Genomic DNA, 17,598 nt, shown 5'->3' with positions numbered 1-17,598 from the left:
GAATAATACATGGAACATTATGTAAAAACATTTTTAACGGGTCAATTAATTACTTTACAGCAAATGGCCCCCGCTGATTTAGAATCATTTGTAGCCATTAAAAGTGAAACAAAATCTTTACTCCTAGCCAATGATGAAATTCCCTTTCCCCAAACTATGGAGGACTATTCCACATTCTTCCGTTCTATCAGTGGAAAAAAAGATGAATTCTTCTTTGGTATCTATGAAAAAGAGACTCAGCAATTAATTGGTTCCTGCGGTGTTTTCGCCGTTAACTGGCAAAACAGCACTTGCTCTGTAGGTATTTCAATTGGCCAGCAATGGCAAGGAAAGGGCTATGGCACGGATGCTATGAAAACACTTATTGAATTCATTTTCCAATACATGGCTATCCAAAAAATCAAGCTGCAAGTCTTTAGCTTTAATACGGCAGCTATTCGCTCCTATGAAAAATGCGGCTTTACTAAGGAAGGGCATTTACGAAAAGAAATATTCCGCTTCGGCACCTTCCATGACATATTAGTATTTGGTCTATTACGTTCTGAATGGACACAAATCAAATAGTAGCTGTTCCCCAAGGGAGATACATAAATCTTGTCTTCTTTGGGGTTCTCCTAGATTTAACGAATCGGCATAACACGTTGCCCCACAGACACATTGTTGTTTTGCCCAACTGCCTCAGTAATAGTCCTTTAAAAAAACCTTCACTGGTTGTCTGTCAGCCCTTTTGCCATACACGTTCTACCTCTACTAAAGTTAGCCCACGGAAAGATAATCGATACACATCAGGCATAGACAGCCTTTGCCAAAAATCATAACCATATTGGGCATCAAAGGATTGCATCATCAGCACCATAATATTGCCATGCGTACCAATAACTAAGCTGTCATGGGGGTGAGAAAGAATGATGGATTGTAAGCTCTGTATAGCACGCCTCATTGCCTGCTCATTAGATTCCCCACCTGCCCACGCAAAACTTGGTTCTTGCCAAACTCGTTGTATCGCTTCCTGAAAATCTTCCATCGTTCCATTGGCAAGCCGTCGTTCTTTTAGTGCATCCACTATTTTAATTGGCACATCATGATACTTAGCAATACCCTGTACTGTTTGAATGGCTCTTTTATAAGGGCTCGAATATATCGCATCGATTCGCTGATCGTTCAATAAGGCTGTTACTCGATCCACATCCCTAATCCCTTTTAAGGATAGCGGACGGTGATACTCATCCTCTGAATAATCGGCATGTGCATGTCTCACAAAATATAATTCGGTCATTCCTGTCACCTCTATTCATCATTTGCTGAATCAAGGTAAATGAATCTTCCAAATACGCTCTTGCAATTGTAATGTAAAGGCCTCTATATAGCGTTGGCTACCTACATAAATTTCCAGTTGGGCAATCTGCCTATCGCTTCAGGAATACTATTCGGTCATAAACCTATATAATACATGCGCTTTGAGCAAATCACCTTCAAGGGATTCATCATAGTACTGCTTTTTTTTGGAAATTTTTTTCGCTATATGTAATGGCATATAATGCATCCATACGGACTCCAGCACTCATTCCTATCATTAACAGCATTTCCTCTGATGAAAATGCCTGCTTTCCATCATTTTAAAAATGGAGGGTAGGCTTCTTTTTTGTTAAAGGAAATCTTCTACATAACTAAAATGAATGGAGGTTGACTGGATATACATAATGGATGGTTCCTGTAAAAGGCTCCTCCTACTAGTGAAATAGAAAAGAAACGACAGAAGCTAGCATTTTCAGCATGCACCTCCCCACCTCATTCCACCTTCTATTATTCCATTAATTTCAAAGATTCTCAATAATTCTCCACACACAATGAAATGTCCCCATTTCTAAACAACATCAAAGCTAATTTGATAAAATGTGACAAGATACGGATAACGCCATGAATTGTTAGAAAATTCAATATCAAATAACAACTTTTTTCATAGTATAAATGGTTTAAGCCCCATCTTTTTCACACTTAATTTTTTCTAAATAAAAACATGAAAATAACCCCAATAACTTCTTATTTAGGGTCATAATACTTAGCTAATATTTAATAAATGGTTTTTTATCAGAAACTATTTTACTATTAGGTAAAAATAGTTTGTTTTTTACTTTGCAGGATGAAGGTCCCTATCTGTGACTAAATTACGAATTTGATTTACGATACACAATATGACATTTTTTTTAATATAAGTGATATACAATGAAAAAGTTGAATCGAGGTCATAGGGAATTAATTTTATGAATAAGGATAAAAAATTAGGAGGAAAATATCTTGGTAAACTTATTACTTAAACAATTCTTGAAGGCGGAAATTGAGATCAAACGTAGAATTATGTATAAAAAAGCAAAGGATCTTGGTTTCACTCACCCGGCTGTAGTAGATTACAGTCAAGAATTGGACGTCCTACTAAATAGATATTTAAAACAAGCACAAGCTTCCTAATCATAACGAGGCATATAATAGAAGAAAGTATAGATATGGGTAAAGCCAGACCTACATTATTCTGGCTGGTTTTATCTTTGCATCATGCTAGCACAACCTCTCTTATGTATAGATCCAAAAAAAGTAGGCGATGTTTTGGATAAGAAGACATTTGGAGGTTGAATAATGCATGTATTCATCTTAACTTTTATGGTTGTTTCCAAAATATTATTGCCACCCCAACATTCAGTAGACCTTACGGCACCCACACTTTGCACACCAACTGAAATAAATACACTATATCAATATCCAAACAACCAATTTCAATCGTTTCGTGATGAGGACGAATTTTATCAGCAACTAAATCGTACAATTTACGAGGAATATCCCCATGCTTCATGGAATATTCGGCAAAAAATAGCCTATAGAGATATAGCGGAGGCGATGGAAAGCTTTTATTTAAAAACCAATAGTAAACAAGAAACAATAGACCTCTCTCAACATACTTTTGTTCATCCCAATCGACAAGTTTATTTTTTAGCATCTTTTCAGCACAATACCGATGAGACCTATCGAAAATTTCTAATCATCGACGCTGAAACACAAACCGTTTTACTTGGTCAATCCCAATTCCAAGAGAGGACCAAGGACCTTTAATTCATTGTATGCATCGCATCTAGATTCTAGTAGTCATTTCAAAAAAATAGAAATTATTTTTTTAAAAGCTTGCTCTGAATAGTAAATCTATTCAAAGCAAGCTTTCTTTTATAAGCTCTTTTGTTTGATGGCTTCTGTTATTTCTTTCATTAATTGTGATACTGTATATTCAACAGAGGCTTGTTGTCCGTGTCTACGGACGGAGACGTTTTGATTGGCCGTCTCCCGATCACCGATAACAATGATATAGGGTATTTTATGCAATTGTGCCTCCCGAATCTTTTTACCGAGCTTTTCCTGACGATCGTCAATTTGCACCCTAATTTGCTCATGTTGCAGGGCTTTTACTACTTGTATGGCATAGTCTTGATGTGCATCCGCTACTGCAATGACTTGCACTTGTTGCGGTGCAAGCCAAATGGGGAACGCCCCTCCAAAGTGCTCAATGAGAATACCAAGGAAACGATCAATGGAACCAAACACCGCACGATGGATGACAATCGGTCGAACTTTTTCATTGTGTTCATTAATGTATGTTAAATCGAATTTCTCAGGTAGCTGGAAATCGAGTTGTACTGTGGCACACTGATGACTTCGTTGAATAGCATCTTTAATATGGATGTCGATTTTAGGTCCGTAAAAAGCGCCATCCCCCTCATTAATTGTATAGTCGATGCCTAAATTTAACAGAACATTTTCAAGCGCCTCTTCTGCCTGATCCCATAGCGCCAATTCTCCCATATAGTCATCTGGACGTGTCGATAATTCAACCGTGTATTGGAAACCAAATACGTCGTACACCTCATCAATTATGTTTAGTGCCAATGCAATTTCATCCTCAATTTGCTGAGGTGTAGCAAAGATATGTGCATCATCCTGACAAAATGACCTAACACGTAACAATCCATTCAGCGCTCCGCTAAATTCATGTCGATGCACTTGCCCGAATTCCGCCATTCGTATCGGTAAATCTCTGTAAGAATGTAGGTTATTTTTAAAGATTAGCATATGTCCTGGGCAGTTCATTGGCTTTAAGGCAAAGCTTTGATTATCCACCTGCGTAAAGTACATATTGTCTTTATAATGATCCCAATGACCTGACTGTTCCCATAAACGCTGATTCATCATTAGAGGTGTTCGTACTTCCTGGTAGTCATATTTTGCTTGTAAATTTCGTAAATAGGATTCCAGCTCATTACGTAAAATTTGACCGTTTGCTAAATAAAAGGGCATTCCCGGTGCTTCCTCTGAAAACATAAACAATGACAGCTCTTTGCCCAGTTTACGGTGATTTCGCTTTTCAGCTTCCTCTAAAAACACGAAGTATTTTTGCAGTTCCTCTTTTGTAGCAAAGGCAACCCCATAAATACGTTGTAGCATCTGATTGTTGCTATCGCCTCGCCAGTATGCACCCGAAACATGCATTAATTGGAAGTGTTGTAATTTCCCCGTAGATGGAACATGGGAACCTCGACATAAGTCATAAAATTCCCCCTGCTCATAAATTGTCACGGTTTCATCGGCGGGAATAGACTCCAACAGTTCCAGCTTTAACGCATCATGAGCAAATAGCTTCTTGGCTTCATTCCGTGAAACCTCTCGTCGCTTGATCTGCACATTTTCCCGCACAATTTGTTTCATCGTTTTCTCAATCTGTTGTAAATCACTCGGTGTCAGTGTATCCGCAATGTCAATATCATAATAAAAGCCGTTTTCAATCACGGGTCCTACCCCAAACCGTGCATGGGGGTATAGCCGTTTGACAGCCTGTGCTAACAAATGGGCCGTTGAATGACGAATAACCTCAATCCCTTCCTTAGAGCTTGCATCATACAATGTAATTTGAGCATCTTCCATAATCGGGCGCGTCAAATCAACGATGGTTCCATTAACACTCCCCGCGACTGCCTTTTTGCGAAGCTCAGGGCGAATCGCTTGGGCAATTTCGGTAAGTGTCACGCCTTTTGTAAATGCTTGCTGTTGACCATCTGGAAATTGAATGTGAATAACTTGATTTGACATGTTCTCGACTCCTTTAATTTTTATCAATTTTGCTCTGGCGTCATAGAAGTCCTGTTTGTGCTCACACAATTCGAAATTCTATGGACCTACCCGAGACACGATCCTCATTCAGCTTTAGAATGGGAATCAAAATAAAAAAAACACATATCCGCCCCTGCATAGGGACGAGTATGTGTTCATTACCCGTGGTTCCACCCAAATTCCCACTAGTAAATAGACTAGTGGCTCATTGATTTTGCTGTAACGTTGCAAAAGACGGTGCAAGTTTCCAAGCACAGCTCCAAGGTAGTAAGAAGGGATCACAACATTAGGAAGCTTGCAGCAAATGCCTCCCTCTCTGAAAATGGTTAATCGATTCTCTTGTCCTCATCATTGCCCATTTCATTTTTGCATGAAATTGTTAATTACTATAACGAATACAGTTTTTTTTGTCAAACATAGAAATAAATAAATTATCCATTTGTTCTGGTCGATTATATACCATGGCACATCATGCACAATAAGCCTATGGCATAGGAAACATGCCTGTTAATCAATAGTGTATTATTATTAGTCATTAATGATTTTTTATTTCTAAAGTCTCACTTTCAGATTGCCATTGCATATGAATAATTGGCGTAGCATTCTGCTTAAAAAACCTCTCACTTTCTTTTTTCGTAAAGGAATAATACCCCTCTTTATTCAACTGCACATCCACTATATCTTGGGATTCCTTTTCCCCTTCAATGGTGATTTGTAATGGTCCTAAATCAGCCTTATCTTCAAGATAATATAAGCGTAATCCTTGATCAGAATTACTATGGTAGATCGCTTTCCAATGATCACTTTTGGCGATATAATGAACTTCCTTTTCAGGGCTCTGACAGGCTGTTAACAGAAGTACTAGAATCATTGGCATTATCCATTTTTTCATTTTATATTCCCCCTCACAATGCATGGTAACAGTCAATCCAGTTGGTTTTTTATCCTTGTACTCTGTAAAGATAAAGCTGAGTCCTTGTATGTCATTGACTAATGGAGGGTCACTACATATCTAATACTTTCTTACTCATCTGAGCTAATCGCTCCTGTGTGACAACATTCGTAGAGAGGGTCTAAAAATAGCCCTAAAAAATGGCGATTTAGTCTTTGACGAATAGCTTGATCGGAATCTTGCTACTAATCCCAGTCAATCAATAGCTGTATGAGCGAGCATAGAAAACTGTATAAATTCGGTCTCCCACTTCCTGGGATGTAAAACAGGATTATATTCACGAAATCCTACTGGTTCAACACGTAATTGATTGTATTTTTCTGATTTGATCATACTAAAAATCATCTCTAAATAAGTGTCATCGAAGCCCTATTTTTGCGCCGATTCCTTACATTTCGTTCACCTATATCCTTCTCCATCCTACAAGGCCCTCTTCTTTTTATACGTTATTCCCATCATATAGTTCCATAATCAGCCTAATTTTACTTTTTAGCACTAAAAAAAGCTACCCAAACTGGATAGCTTTTCTCAGGTTAATTAATGACAACATCATTGTTCCAGCTAGTGGAATCTGATAATTGATATGTAATCATATTGGCTGTGACGGCAAGGATAACACCAGCTCTAGATGATCTATGGGAAATTTCAGGATTTTCTAATACGAGAACTGCATACCCCTCACCTCGCCCTTGCTCATCGATTGCATTGGATGCATGAATCTCAAAGGTAGAGTAAGACTGATTTTTTGTTGCATAAAGTAGTCTCTCCTCACGATACATACCATTCTCCTTTAGATTATAGCTAACAGGCATCCATCCTTCAGACCACTCAACACTGCCTAGGATTTGACGTTTCCTACTAGCAAGTTTACCGATAGAATACGTAAAATATATTTTCATTATGGCTTGATCTAATTCATTTTTCCCTTCTGAGGTGGCTGTTACTTCAAGCATAATTTCATTCCTCGAAAACTTCTTCATAAACACTAAAGCCACAGTGATAACACAGATAAATAGTACTATACCCATTATGAGAATTGTCATCAGGTCCCTCCTAGTATCACGATTGCTGTTCCTATAATATTACCATGTTTTAGGAGGAGTAAGTGGTTTTCATCAAACAATCTTAGAAAATGACACACGCATAAGCGATAAGACAAAATTAGCGTTTAATCTATCTATTGGCCTCGGAGTTCCGCTGTTAGGGTAAAAGGTATTTGTAAATATTCATATTGAATCTTTACCTTCTCAATGTCGGCTGCTTTGACTTGAACAGCGTAATACTGTGGCTGCTTGCCAATTGCTTGTTGATCTATGTATGCACGAGGTAAAATTTTTACTTGCGTTAATTTATGAAATGACATATTTGTATTTCCCTCAAGCTTTGTTTCGACCTCAAATGGTTCAGACTTACTAATGATAAGCTCCGCGCTGTCAGGAAGTTTGTCACCGACAAGTAGTTGCTTAAGCTTAATTTCACGTAATCCTTTATTTTCTATCGCAATGACCTTTACCGCTTCGTCGCCCTGTTTACTTGTGTAACTCTGAATGACAAGTGGTGGATTACTCTTAAGATAAATTAGAAATGCTGCGCCAACCAAAAGCACACTTAGAAATAATGCAAATACTATTTTTTTCATACTTTCCCTCTCTTTCCACTTTTTCAGTATAACAAAAAACAACCGGACTTTTTACAAGTCCAGTTGTTTTTGTAGTCGTAGCTCATCTCGTATTGGAATGCCTTCATTGCCGATAAGTGGGATGGAGGATTTATAGGCTCTTGCTTTTTCCACCGCATTAGGTAATACTTCGATAAAGTAATATCCCCGTTTTTGATAGAATTTTAGCGCCGGTAGATTATCATTCGTTGTAATAAGCGTCATGCTTGTACAACCGTGATCCAAAGCTATCTGTTCTACTGCTTGGAGAAGCCCGGAACCGATACCTTTGCCTTCTACTAGACTATCGAGGGAAATGATTTCACAGTCTTGCTTACGAATCACGTAAGTAATCAGCCCTATCACCTCTTGCCGGTCATTTACATAAGCAAAGCCCTCTAACTGGCTACAGTCATAAACCCCACTAGAAATGACCATTTCTGTAGTTCCCCAATGTTCCTTAAAAAAATGAAGCACATTTTGTTGTGGTAATTGTTGAATATCAATGATTGTCATGTCTGAATTCCTCGTTAAATGGAAATATGAAAAACCCCTGCAATGGCCTTTTGAATGCCCAAGAAAACCGCCCAGGAAAGTATACCTAAACCAATAGCGAAGACAATATGAATAGAGGATTTCATCGCCATGTAAATAACAAACAGCATGCACATCGTTGCTGGCAAACCAACAATAACACCAACTGTAAAACGCTGAATATGCTCACTCGATTCACTTTGCACCGTCAGCCAAATAATACTTAAAATGCTCACTAAAGGTAATGCCGCAATAATCCCGCCATAGGATGGAAATCTTCGAGCCACTTCTGTGACTACACCAATAATTGCTGCTGAGCTAAGAATTTTAAATAACGTGTACATTATTTCGCCACCTCACTTAAACGTCGGAATGCCTGTAGGATGGCTTGTTGTTCCTGTTCTGATAGCTGATTAAGGGCATGCTTTAGCTTTTCTTCATCTAATTCTGAGTTTTTCTTCAGCACTTGTAAGCCCTCGACTGTCAAATGAAGAATTACCTTACGTTGATCGTCGCTCGCACGTTCTTTCGACACCCAGCCATGTCGCTCTAGTTTTTTCACATGCTCTGACGCTGTATTAGGAGAAATATTCAGTAACCCTGCAATATCGCGTACTGTTACCTCTTCTTCCTTTTGAATCATCTGTAAAATCCGCACGCTTTGGTGAGAAATCACATCTTCATGTGTTGTATGTAGATGATAAAAGATCGTAGTAAAATACTCATTTATATTTGTAATCATATTGGAACCCCTTCTATATATCGTCAAATACGATTATATCGTATTTGACGATATAATCAAAGTACTTCCTATAAAGTTTATATTTTCAGATAGTTTGCTAGAGCAAAAATGCCAGTGAAGTACGTACGCTTGCTGTCTATGCTGTGTTTGTCGATGTTCGCCTAACAAGCAAAAGGAGCTATCCTATGATAGCCCCTTTTGTATGAATTACCTTAGCCTATCTGTCATAGACTAACCATTGATGATTCTCACATAAACACCCTTCTCAAACTTTTTATTCGCCCAGGTGTTCACTTCTTTTACATAGTCTGATAAATCGCTCGCCTTATACAATTGCTGGTATTGATATACACTTGGATCAATCAAACGTACTTTTTGTCGACCATGAATATCATAGTTCTCTACATCCTCAATCACTTCTACCTTTTCATGAAGCTGTAGTAATAAACGTTGAATATCTTCATCATTTGATGCTTTCAATTGCTCCCATACTGCTGCATCATCTTTTTGAAAATCGACCATGGATAGAATGCCTTTCGCTACTGCGAGCTGTAGGACATGTGCTAGCTTATTAGTTGCATAAATATTGATTGGTTCCATAAAAAAATCTATAACTTCTTGATAATACGTTTTTACAAACCATTCTGCACTATCGATCGTTTTCACACATAGCTTCCCCTGATATACAAATACATCCTGTAAAAATCGTTGGATATCTTTAAATGAGGCTTGTCCGTAGTGAAACATATCTCGTAATGTATAATCTACTCGATCTGCACATAGTTCTGGTGCTGGCTGCTCAAGCAAAGACCATTTCGTTAGATTACATAAAATTTTCTCCATATTATAACCGTATTTGCTAAGGATTCCTGGAATTGCAGAAGGCTGGATAACATCTAGCAATATCGTATCATGATAATCTTCTTCTGCATTTTCAAGGACCGCATCTACTACATGCGAAAAAGCAGTATGAGAAACATCATGCAACAACCCTGCAATTTGTTCCTCCAGCGAACCTCCAAATCGTCTAATCAGCAGCATAACACCTATTGAATGCTCGTATCTCGTAATGGCCCATTGACGATTCACCAAATAGCCAGCTCCAGCTTGATGAATTCCTTTTAATCGTTGAACAGGCGCTGACTGAATAAGTTCCTCTAGCACACCATCTATTTCGAATTCTCCATATAAAACGTCTTGAATGAGCATTTATCTCTCTACCTCTGTATAGTTCGATATGACAAAAACACCACCACAATGGGAGATTGGGTAAAATTGTAGCTGACAGCAATTCTCCAACCTAGTTTTTAACTCCTCATGAACAAAATAAAACTCATCATCATCCCAATAGCCTTTACTATCCTGACGGCACTGTTCTAGCTGCTCTCTTGTTTGAAAGGCAACATCGCCAATTAAAATTTTACCATCGGGTGTTAGTTGCTGTAATAATTGTGTAATATACGTAACCTTCTGCTCATCAGTAAAATGGTGTAGGGCATACGTACTAACAATTGCATCATATTGATAGTTCATCAATGTTACAGGTAGACCCTTCGATAAATCCCATTCGATTAAGTTAGCCTGTGGCATTTTTGCCTGTGCAATAGCCATCATCTTCGAAGAAAAATCAAGACCATAGATCATGTGCCCATGGTCATAAAGCTTAGCTGTTAAAACACCTGTCCCAAAGCCAATATCTAATACAGTCGAAGCTGGGACTTGCATCACCTCATTAAAAATTTTATTTAAAATATCTTTATAGCCTGCAAATGGGTATTGCTGATTTTCCTCACTAAGTTGAACGGTTTGATCATAACCATCCGCCCATAGATCAAAACCTTGTTGATTTAATAGCATAGTGCCTCCTAAATTGAATAAATTCTCCAAGCATTGTTTCGTTGACGATTCATTTTCTGTGTCATCACAATTCCTCCTTTATAAACCAATTCATTCCATTATAGCAATCATTTATTTACCGAACAATTCAGAAAATAAATAATGCCATTTGCCATATGATAAGGGTCAATATTATTATAATTTAATGAAAACAGGAAAAGCCCAGACCATAAATTTAATGGAAGGTCTGGGCTTTCTATTACATAAACTTTTAAAATTTATGATAAATCATAAGTTCTCTTAATAGTACCTGGTAATTTCGCTCCAATGGTAAATCCATTTAAAGTTACACCTAAAGTGTAAAATCCGTCTGTTTCAATCGTTGCAGAAGATGCACTTGGTGTGTTACTTATTGTTGATTTTCCTTTTCCTGATTGAGTCCATGTCCAAGCACTTACTCCATAAATATCAGCTACGATATTAGTTTTCTTCAATATTATTATACTTTTGTTGAGTTTCTCTAAGCCCCTGTTCTGCTGTGCATACTTCTTCCTGTATTACTGGCTCCTGCGCTTTAACACTCTGTGCGGATGTAAAACTTATACTGAAAATGACCCTACTGCTACTAATAATGTTACCATTCTCATTTTCCTTCTATTAACTTGAATTACACATATAAAAATAAGATTTATTGGAAAATACTCCAATTAATATTCCCAAAAAATACCACATTCTAATTTTTCAAGTTATAATTATTAGGTGGTGAAACTATAAAAAGGAGGTGGCTAAATGCAAGTTACAAATAAAAAGGGGTTATTATGGATTAGCATTATCATGACCTTATTGTCCATTTTCTTTGTATCTTATGGTACCAATAAATTTGGAGCCCCTTTTCAATTTATAAGTTACATCGGTGAGAATGAGTTATCATCTGTATTTTCTTTATTTACCAAAAACGGTATTACTTCAATTCAATTTAATATACTTTATTTCTTTATAGATGTTACACTTATTTACTTTATTCTTTTTTATGGTAGAAACATAATTAGTTTATTAAAAATAAGCAAACAATCCTAAATTTCTCTTAAGAAGCTCTAGACTTCAAATCCAACGGGCTGTTATATAGATTATGAGCATAATATGTTAATGAAGTAAGTTTCAAAGGCAATTGGGTCATATATGTTTAAATACTTACCACCACTTCACTGGTCATTTGACTATTGAAAATCAAGCGTAACATTTGATAAAATTAAAAAATCAAGATAATTCACTTGTTAGACTAAAAATAAAAAACTTATATAAATCAAAATCCTTAAGGGAGGGATCGAAATGTCCGCATTCACTTGTAATGCATGCTCTAGAACGGCTTCTGAGGTCCAAGAGGTCTAAATGAAGTTATATCCATAACAGAAATTGAATGATCTCTTAGGCCAAATGCTTTTAAAATTAGCCTATACAACAGGAGAGATTTCAAATGGAAAAACAAACTATTCAGCCGTTCTTAACGGTCGCAAACTATCACTTACTGGAACAGCAATTAAGTAAAATTTTACATGCCCTTACCACAACGAAGGACAAAAGTGTCATTCTTGCAGTACGGGGGCTTGTCGAAACGGAAATTACTACCAAATTAGAGTTATCCACTGAGGAAACACAGCTTGTTGAACAACTTTTCACCGTCACAGATCGTGCGCAGGGCGATGCCTTGTTAGAGCAGTTAAAGGCCTATGTCATACCGTTTAAGCCAGTGACAGCTAGTACGCTCAAATCATTGTTTAAAAAGGAAAAAAAGCTGAAGCTACCTAATTTAGATGAACTTGATTTTCAACAAATTTGTTACCTAGCATGGGATGATGTTGGGACACATCGAAAATACGTTGTCCTCGAACAAGACGACAAACTACAAGGGATTAAAGGTATATTTTCCAACATTACTGTTCGCGGTATTTGCGCCATCTGTAATCGTCATTCAGATGTTGGCTTATTTACGACTTCCATTAAAGGGCAAGTAGTGGGTACATTTACTAACCATAGTAATTATATTTGTGCAGATAGCCAAACATGTAATGAGCATGTATCAGATATGAATAGAACGCGCGAATTTTTCCAACGAATAACCCATAAATAATTGAAACAAGGGCGGGAATGTTGTGTAGGCAACATTTCTGCCTTTTTAATGACTAGCGCAATTTGACTCTTGTATTCCTCTCCCACATCCTGCCTGGAAAAACTTCAGAAATAATTTCAGACACAAAAAATCACCTCCTCTATAAAGGAACTATAGGAGGAAGGTGATTTAAATCAAACTCATATAAAATTATTATACTATAGGTCACATAAAGCTTTATTAAGTATCGACACTACGTTTAGCGTGACTCTTTTGGTGGCTGGCATACATCACATTTTCGTTGATGTTTATTTTTAAATTTAGTAAATGTTTTTTCAAAGTTACTTCCACATGCACATTTGAATAGTAACTTTTGAGAAAATCCGTGATATTCTGTCGTTAGCAACTTACTTTCCGAATTGTTCTCAACAAATTCTTTAATTTTACCAATCGTCCAACGTTTATTCATTTTCTTACACCTCCATACTGTCTCGTTCTGCGGAGGCTTTTCTTGGCATCCGTTCAAGGTCTTAATTAACTTAAGCTCCTCATTATAACATGAGCTGGCATACAAAAAATAGATGGAAGCTATCTTATTCAACGTTCGTATTGGTCAATATGTTCTTTTTTGGACTAGCTAAAATGATTGAAGCTAGATGTAGTGATGGAAGATAGAAAAAAGAATTAACAGATTCGAGCCTTACGGAATCCATCAAATATATTGATGGCTACAGATAAAATAAATATGATGTTTCCCCCACTAACTACCCATATTTCAAATTGCTTCGTTGTTGTGGTAAATAATTTACTCATATGAGTTATAAACTCTTGGTTCATTACATTCGGATTACTTATGATCACAATAAAGACAACAGTTGTTAAAAGTTCAAGAGCAGCATTCACGGAAATCGAACTATCCCCCTTCTACAAATAAACGATACAGCCTCTTGCCTCTAATTCATCTAACCAGATTGGGATCTTTAATTCATGATTCCACCTTAAATCTAGTCGTTCTAAGCTTTCCATTGCCAATAATGACTCCGGTAATTCCTTTAAATCATTACTTCTTACATCTAATTCCAATAGATTTTTCAAATGACCTATCGATTCAGGTAACGTACTTAATTTATTATGTCTTACATTTAACCGTCTTAATGTTAAACATTTGTGTAAGGAATCAGGCATTTTCTGTAATTGATTGTCTTCTAAATCTAAAACCCGTAATAATGCTAGTTCTCCGATCTTTTCAGGCAATATAGTTATTTTATTTTTTTTCAAATGTAATTCTCTTAAATTCGTTAATCTACTCAAACCTTCTGGCAACTCCGTTAATCGATTATTCATTATTCGCAGTTCTACCAGTTTATTTAAATTCCCTATTTCCTCTGGTAGTTCACTCAACAAATTATCACTTACGTTTAAATATCTTACTTTTGTTAGCTGGCCGATTTCTGGAGGAATCGATTGCAATTGATTATTATGAAAATACAAATAGTCCTCCATATTCACTAAATGACCAATTTCAGGAGGAATGAGGTCAATATGATTATGCCCTGCATCTAACATTCTCAGATTCTTTAAGTTCGTGATTTCTGCTGGCAATTTGTTAATTTTATTGACTGAAATATTCAGTATTTCCATACTCGTCATATCAAATATTTCTGTAGGTATTTTTCTTAAGTCGTTATCAAAAAGATTTAATTCCTTTATTTCTTTTATTTGAGATTCCTCTACAACAGGTAGTTTTTTTAAATTCATCTGTGCTAAGTTAATTTTCATCTTCATCTTCTCCATAATTTAATTTTGAAGCTAATGTAATGAGAGTTTTGGACGATAATAGGATATGTATGGTAAATACTAAAAAATTAGGAAGGTGGAAACATTTTATGATGACATCGAGAAATTCAGCAACTATGCAATATTTAATGACTCGCAGATCTTATAAATATGGTCTCACACAACAAAAACAAAACAACCAAAACAATAACGACATTAACCGTACTTCTAAAGAGAAAGAGAGAATCAATAATGTCAATAAAATTATTGAAGGCAGCAAAACCTCTAAACTCACAACAAAACAAATTGAAACACTTAAAAATGCGGCTAAGGATGGTTTGTTGGGCTCTAGTATAAATAAATTAGGTCCATTAGGGAAACATAATCTCCAAAATATATTATCAAAATCAACGTACATCTCCACACAAAAAGCTTATCGTAATTCCATCTAAGCACCATAACCATACAAACACCCTCTACTCTTTTAGAGGGTGTTTGTACACTGAGGAAATCTTATATAAAGTGTTGGTAAATGGTGCCTTTACCATTATATGAATCTATTTCTGCATAAGCTCCGTTAATCAAAGTGATTTGTGGTGGCACATGACCACAGTCCATGTCATAGATAATAGGAATTTGTAGTTCTTTCGAAAGTTCTTGATACACATCTTCAATTGTGTAATTTCCAACCGATGTATTAGCAGCACTTCTACCAAACATCATACCTGAACAATTAGTAAACCATCCAGCTAATTTCATTTGTACAAGAGATCTGCGTAAATCAGTTGTGAATAATTCACAGTTTTCAAAGAACCATACAATAGATTCACCTTGTATATGCGTTTCTTGAAAGCTTTGAACATTACCGAATTTCGTTCCAATTAGATGTCTGATGGTATCGATACATCCACCAAGTAGCCGCCCTTGTATGTTCACCCTATGATCTGATGTAGTTTGCCATCTCGTTTTTTCGGTAAAATTAAAAACATAAGGCGTGGGGTTATCAAACTGCCATTCCTTTTGATATTGATTGGACGAATGCTGTAGTATGGATTCCCCCTTTTTTAAGGATAAAACTGACTGCCACATAGCGGTTGTATCATCAGAATACTCTCCTCTTAAATCTACTAAGTTCGTACCATGTGCGGTAGCGATACCAGTTGTTAAAGTCATTGCCAACAATAAAAGACTAACATCTGAGTACCCTAATATCCATTTAGTTTGAATATTGGAGAAGTCAATATATTCCAGCATTTCAATAAGAAGCTCCCCACCCCATGGTGGAATAATGATGTCGATCTCATCATTAGACATCATATTATTAAACTCTTCTGCTCGTTTTATAGCAGGGGCAGATTTTGCCTTATCCTGAGTCCAAGCAGTTTCTCCACAAACAACCTTATACCCTTTATTTTCCATACGCATACAGGCTGTTTTCAATAAATCATGAAGTTCAACGGGAACACCAGAGGAAGGTGCTGTCACTCCAATGGTGATGCCCTCTTTTAATAATGGATATTTCATCATATGCCCCCCTTTATTTTGTATCATTTTAACATAAATGCGAGATTTTCAAAGAAAATTATAGAGATGTACAATCCTTTCATTTCAAATAACACTCATGTAATTCATATCTCCAAAGCCTTGTGCTTAATGTAGTTCACCTTTTAACATCAATATAATTACATCCAGCTATCAATACTCTGCGAACCAGCTATTCTTTATTTTTAATGCTAGCATGATATCCACAGACAAGTGCTTGCGTTTCATTATTATAAATGATGGATTGATTTCAACAGAAAGTGTGCCCGCAAGTGTATACAAAAAAAGGTAGTATTATATTCATTAGGGACACTTTCCAGTAAAGCTTTGATGGATACAATAGTAGTATGCCCACAACGTTCAACCTGTGAAGTAGGCGTTTGATTGTCAATTTACTTAATAAATGCTGTTTCTGAGTAACAAACTTCAGTAGCAGATTTCCATATAAACTCTTCGTTTAAATCTTTATGAATCACTATGCTGGCTCTATTTTCACCAAACTTTTTATCTATCAAAGCATCAACTATAACAGGTATATTTCCCTTTTTGAATGAATGTTGCCTTTATGTTAGCAATCATATCCCTATAAGATTAGGCTCCATGTACAGTCTTATTTCCTCGGTAATTTGTTTATCCGCCACTATTTCAACATCTAATGATGTATATTTCCCTTATGTATTAGGTTCCTTCCCTAGGAAATAAGAAAAAAATTTCCCGGGTAAGCGCAGAAATTGACATAATCGATTCATATTCCAGCACTAAGCGACCGATTTCAGCAATCTTCTATTTACTTAACATACATACGATCCTAGTCAACATACTATCATGACTAATTTTTTCAAAAAAAGGGATTGATATTAGATGAATAGCATCTCTCCCATCTCTAGCTTTACATATTCTAGATGATAGAGGGGAGGGATTTATTATGGGTACCAACTATGGCAAACATGATAATTTATCATTCGCACTAATCATTGTCCTATTCATACTTTTAATGATTGTCGGCACAAGGCGCTAGTGATGTTCATTAATTTAACGTCTTATGTTGACAATAACAAAAAGTCTCCCAATTACCTTCCTTCTTCGAATTAAAATAACATGCTTATCTACTTCCATTACTACATTTACCATAAAAGGGTCGCCACTAAAAATGGACCCTTTTTTTAATGTTCATTGCTCACAGCTCAACTGTCTGGGAATTCAAATACCTATGACCTGATGTTTCTCTAAAAGGAACACGCAATTACACTTATAGTATTAGGTCCATCCATCATTGAACTGCTTTGTTTTGTTTGTTTATTTATATA

The 17,598-nt window shown here is 36.4% G+C and carries 22 protein-coding genes; 7 read left to right on the top strand and 15 right to left on the bottom strand.

Annotated features, from left to right (window positions below; all coding sequences use genetic code 11):
- Positions 1 to 9: 9 nt before the first annotated feature.
- On the top strand, positions 10 to 564 hold the full coding sequence (locus tag A2J09_RS06425) for a GNAT family N-acetyltransferase (protein ID WP_012294305.1): 555 nt from the start codon (positions 10 to 12) through the stop codon (positions 562 to 564).
- 154 nt (positions 565 to 718) lie between these two features.
- Here A2J09_RS06425 and A2J09_RS06420 read toward each other — a convergent pair whose 3' ends face one another.
- Positions 719 to 1,276 (bottom strand): histidine phosphatase family protein, encoded by a 558-nt coding sequence (locus A2J09_RS06420; protein ID WP_031419699.1) that lies wholly within the window; start codon positions 1,274 to 1,276, stop codon positions 719 to 721.
- Positions 1,277 to 2,295: 1,019 nt separating this feature from the next.
- On the opposite strand from A2J09_RS06420, the gene A2J09_RS06415 reads away from it, so the two are divergent.
- Entirely contained in the window at positions 2,296 to 2,466 is a 171-nt protein-coding gene (locus A2J09_RS06415) for an aspartyl-phosphate phosphatase Spo0E family protein (protein ID WP_025117185.1), read from the top strand.
- Between the two features lie 165 nt (positions 2,467 to 2,631).
- Positions 2,632 to 3,102 carry a hypothetical protein gene (locus A2J09_RS06410; RefSeq protein ID WP_036161549.1) on the top strand — a complete coding sequence of 157 codons (471 nt, stop codon included), beginning with the start codon at positions 2,632 to 2,634 and terminating at the stop codon, positions 3,100 to 3,102.
- A 108-nt stretch (positions 3,103 to 3,210) separates the two neighbouring features.
- On the opposite strand, the gene thrS is transcribed toward A2J09_RS06410, so the two are convergent.
- From thrS to A2J09_RS06360, 10 genes are all read right to left on the bottom strand, one after another.
- The gene (gene thrS / locus A2J09_RS06405) at positions 3,211 to 5,124 is read right to left on the bottom strand and encodes a threonine--tRNA ligase (RefSeq protein ID WP_012294302.1); all 1,914 of its coding nucleotides are present in this window, start codon (positions 5,122 to 5,124) and stop codon (positions 3,211 to 3,213) included.
- 556 nt (positions 5,125 to 5,680) lie between these two features.
- Positions 5,681 to 6,037, bottom strand: coding sequence for a hypothetical protein (locus A2J09_RS06400; RefSeq protein WP_036161547.1), 357 nt, complete (start codon positions 6,035 to 6,037; stop codon positions 5,681 to 5,683).
- Positions 6,038 to 6,630: 593 nt separating this feature from the next.
- Positions 6,631 to 7,140, bottom strand: coding sequence for a hypothetical protein (locus A2J09_RS06395; RefSeq protein ID WP_036161545.1), 510 nt, complete (start codon positions 7,138 to 7,140; stop codon positions 6,631 to 6,633).
- Between the two features lie 134 nt (positions 7,141 to 7,274).
- On the bottom strand, positions 7,275 to 7,736 hold the full coding sequence (locus A2J09_RS06390) for a hypothetical protein (protein WP_031419691.1): 462 nt from the start codon (positions 7,734 to 7,736) through the stop codon (positions 7,275 to 7,277).
- Between the two features lie 51 nt (positions 7,737 to 7,787).
- Positions 7,788 to 8,270 carry a GNAT family N-acetyltransferase gene (locus A2J09_RS06385; protein ID WP_012294297.1) on the bottom strand — a complete coding sequence of 161 codons (483 nt, stop codon included), beginning with the start codon at positions 8,268 to 8,270 and terminating at the stop codon, positions 7,788 to 7,790.
- Positions 8,271 to 8,284: 14 nt separating this feature from the next.
- Positions 8,285 to 8,632: a DUF3147 family protein gene (locus A2J09_RS06380; protein WP_012294296.1), complete on the bottom strand. Its 348-nt coding sequence runs from the start codon at positions 8,630 to 8,632 to the stop codon at positions 8,285 to 8,287.
- Positions 8,632 to 9,030 carry a MarR family winged helix-turn-helix transcriptional regulator gene (locus A2J09_RS06375; protein ID WP_036161543.1) on the bottom strand — a complete coding sequence of 133 codons (399 nt, stop codon included), beginning with the start codon at positions 9,028 to 9,030 and terminating at the stop codon, positions 8,632 to 8,634. Before A2J09_RS06375 ends, A2J09_RS06380 begins: the two co-directional genes overlap by 1 nt.
- 231 nt (positions 9,031 to 9,261) lie before the next feature.
- Complete coding sequence (locus tag A2J09_RS06370; RefSeq protein ID WP_012294294.1) at positions 9,262 to 10,239, bottom strand: HD domain-containing protein; 978 nt, start codon at positions 10,237 to 10,239, stop codon at positions 9,262 to 9,264.
- On the bottom strand, positions 10,240 to 10,887 hold the full coding sequence (locus A2J09_RS06365) for a class I SAM-dependent methyltransferase (RefSeq protein WP_012294293.1): 648 nt from the start codon (positions 10,885 to 10,887) through the stop codon (positions 10,240 to 10,242).
- A 257-nt stretch (positions 10,888 to 11,144) separates the two neighbouring features.
- Positions 11,145 to 11,360 (bottom strand): hypothetical protein, encoded by a 216-nt coding sequence (locus A2J09_RS06360; protein WP_012294292.1) that lies wholly within the window; start codon positions 11,358 to 11,360, stop codon positions 11,145 to 11,147.
- A gap of 295 nt (positions 11,361 to 11,655) precedes the next feature.
- On the opposite strand from A2J09_RS06360, the gene A2J09_RS06355 reads away from it, so the two are divergent.
- Positions 11,656 to 11,943, top strand: a complete 288-nt coding sequence (locus A2J09_RS06355) for a hypothetical protein (protein ID WP_031419686.1) — start codon at positions 11,656 to 11,658, stop codon at positions 11,941 to 11,943.
- 397 nt (positions 11,944 to 12,340) lie between these two features.
- Complete coding sequence (locus tag A2J09_RS06350) at positions 12,341 to 12,994, top strand: FusB/FusC family EF-G-binding protein (RefSeq protein WP_012294291.1); 654 nt, start codon at positions 12,341 to 12,343, stop codon at positions 12,992 to 12,994.
- A 238-nt stretch (positions 12,995 to 13,232) separates the two neighbouring features.
- Here A2J09_RS06350 and A2J09_RS06345 read toward each other — a convergent pair whose 3' ends face one another.
- The 3 genes from A2J09_RS06345 to A2J09_RS06335 all read right to left on the bottom strand — a co-directional run bounded on the left by A2J09_RS06345 (position 13,233) and on the right by A2J09_RS06335 (position 14,752).
- Positions 13,233 to 13,442: a hypothetical protein gene (locus tag A2J09_RS06345; RefSeq protein WP_031419684.1), complete on the bottom strand. Its 210-nt coding sequence runs from the start codon at positions 13,440 to 13,442 to the stop codon at positions 13,233 to 13,235.
- Between the two features lie 215 nt (positions 13,443 to 13,657).
- Entirely contained in the window at positions 13,658 to 13,876 is a 219-nt protein-coding gene (locus A2J09_RS06340; RefSeq protein WP_012294290.1) for a hypothetical protein, read from the bottom strand.
- 21 nt (positions 13,877 to 13,897) lie between these two features.
- Positions 13,898 to 14,752, bottom strand: a complete 855-nt coding sequence (locus A2J09_RS06335; RefSeq protein WP_227256839.1) for a leucine-rich repeat domain-containing protein — start codon at positions 14,750 to 14,752, stop codon at positions 13,898 to 13,900.
- 107 nt (positions 14,753 to 14,859) lie between these two features.
- Between A2J09_RS06335 and A2J09_RS06330 the strand changes: the two genes are divergently transcribed.
- Entirely contained in the window at positions 14,860 to 15,201 is a 342-nt protein-coding gene (locus A2J09_RS06330) for a hypothetical protein (protein WP_031419681.1), read from the top strand.
- A 61-nt stretch (positions 15,202 to 15,262) separates the two neighbouring features.
- Here the strand turns inward: A2J09_RS06330 and A2J09_RS06325 are convergent, their stop codons facing one another.
- Positions 15,263 to 16,276 (bottom strand): S66 family peptidase, encoded by a 1,014-nt coding sequence (locus A2J09_RS06325; protein ID WP_036161538.1) that lies wholly within the window; start codon positions 16,274 to 16,276, stop codon positions 15,263 to 15,265.
- Between the two features lie 940 nt (positions 16,277 to 17,216).
- Between A2J09_RS06325 and A2J09_RS22840 the strand changes: the two genes are divergently transcribed.
- On the top strand, positions 17,217 to 17,309 hold the full coding sequence (locus A2J09_RS22840) for a YjcZ family sporulation protein (RefSeq protein WP_080695193.1): 93 nt from the start codon (positions 17,217 to 17,219) through the stop codon (positions 17,307 to 17,309).
- The last annotated feature ends 289 nt before the right edge of the window (positions 17,310 to 17,598 follow it).

Source organism: Lysinibacillus sphaericus (genome assembly GCF_001629735.1).
Taxonomy (GTDB): Bacteria; Bacillota; Bacilli; order Bacillales_A; family Planococcaceae; genus Lysinibacillus; species Lysinibacillus pinottii.
This window is presented reverse-complemented; position numbering and strand designations above follow the sequence as displayed.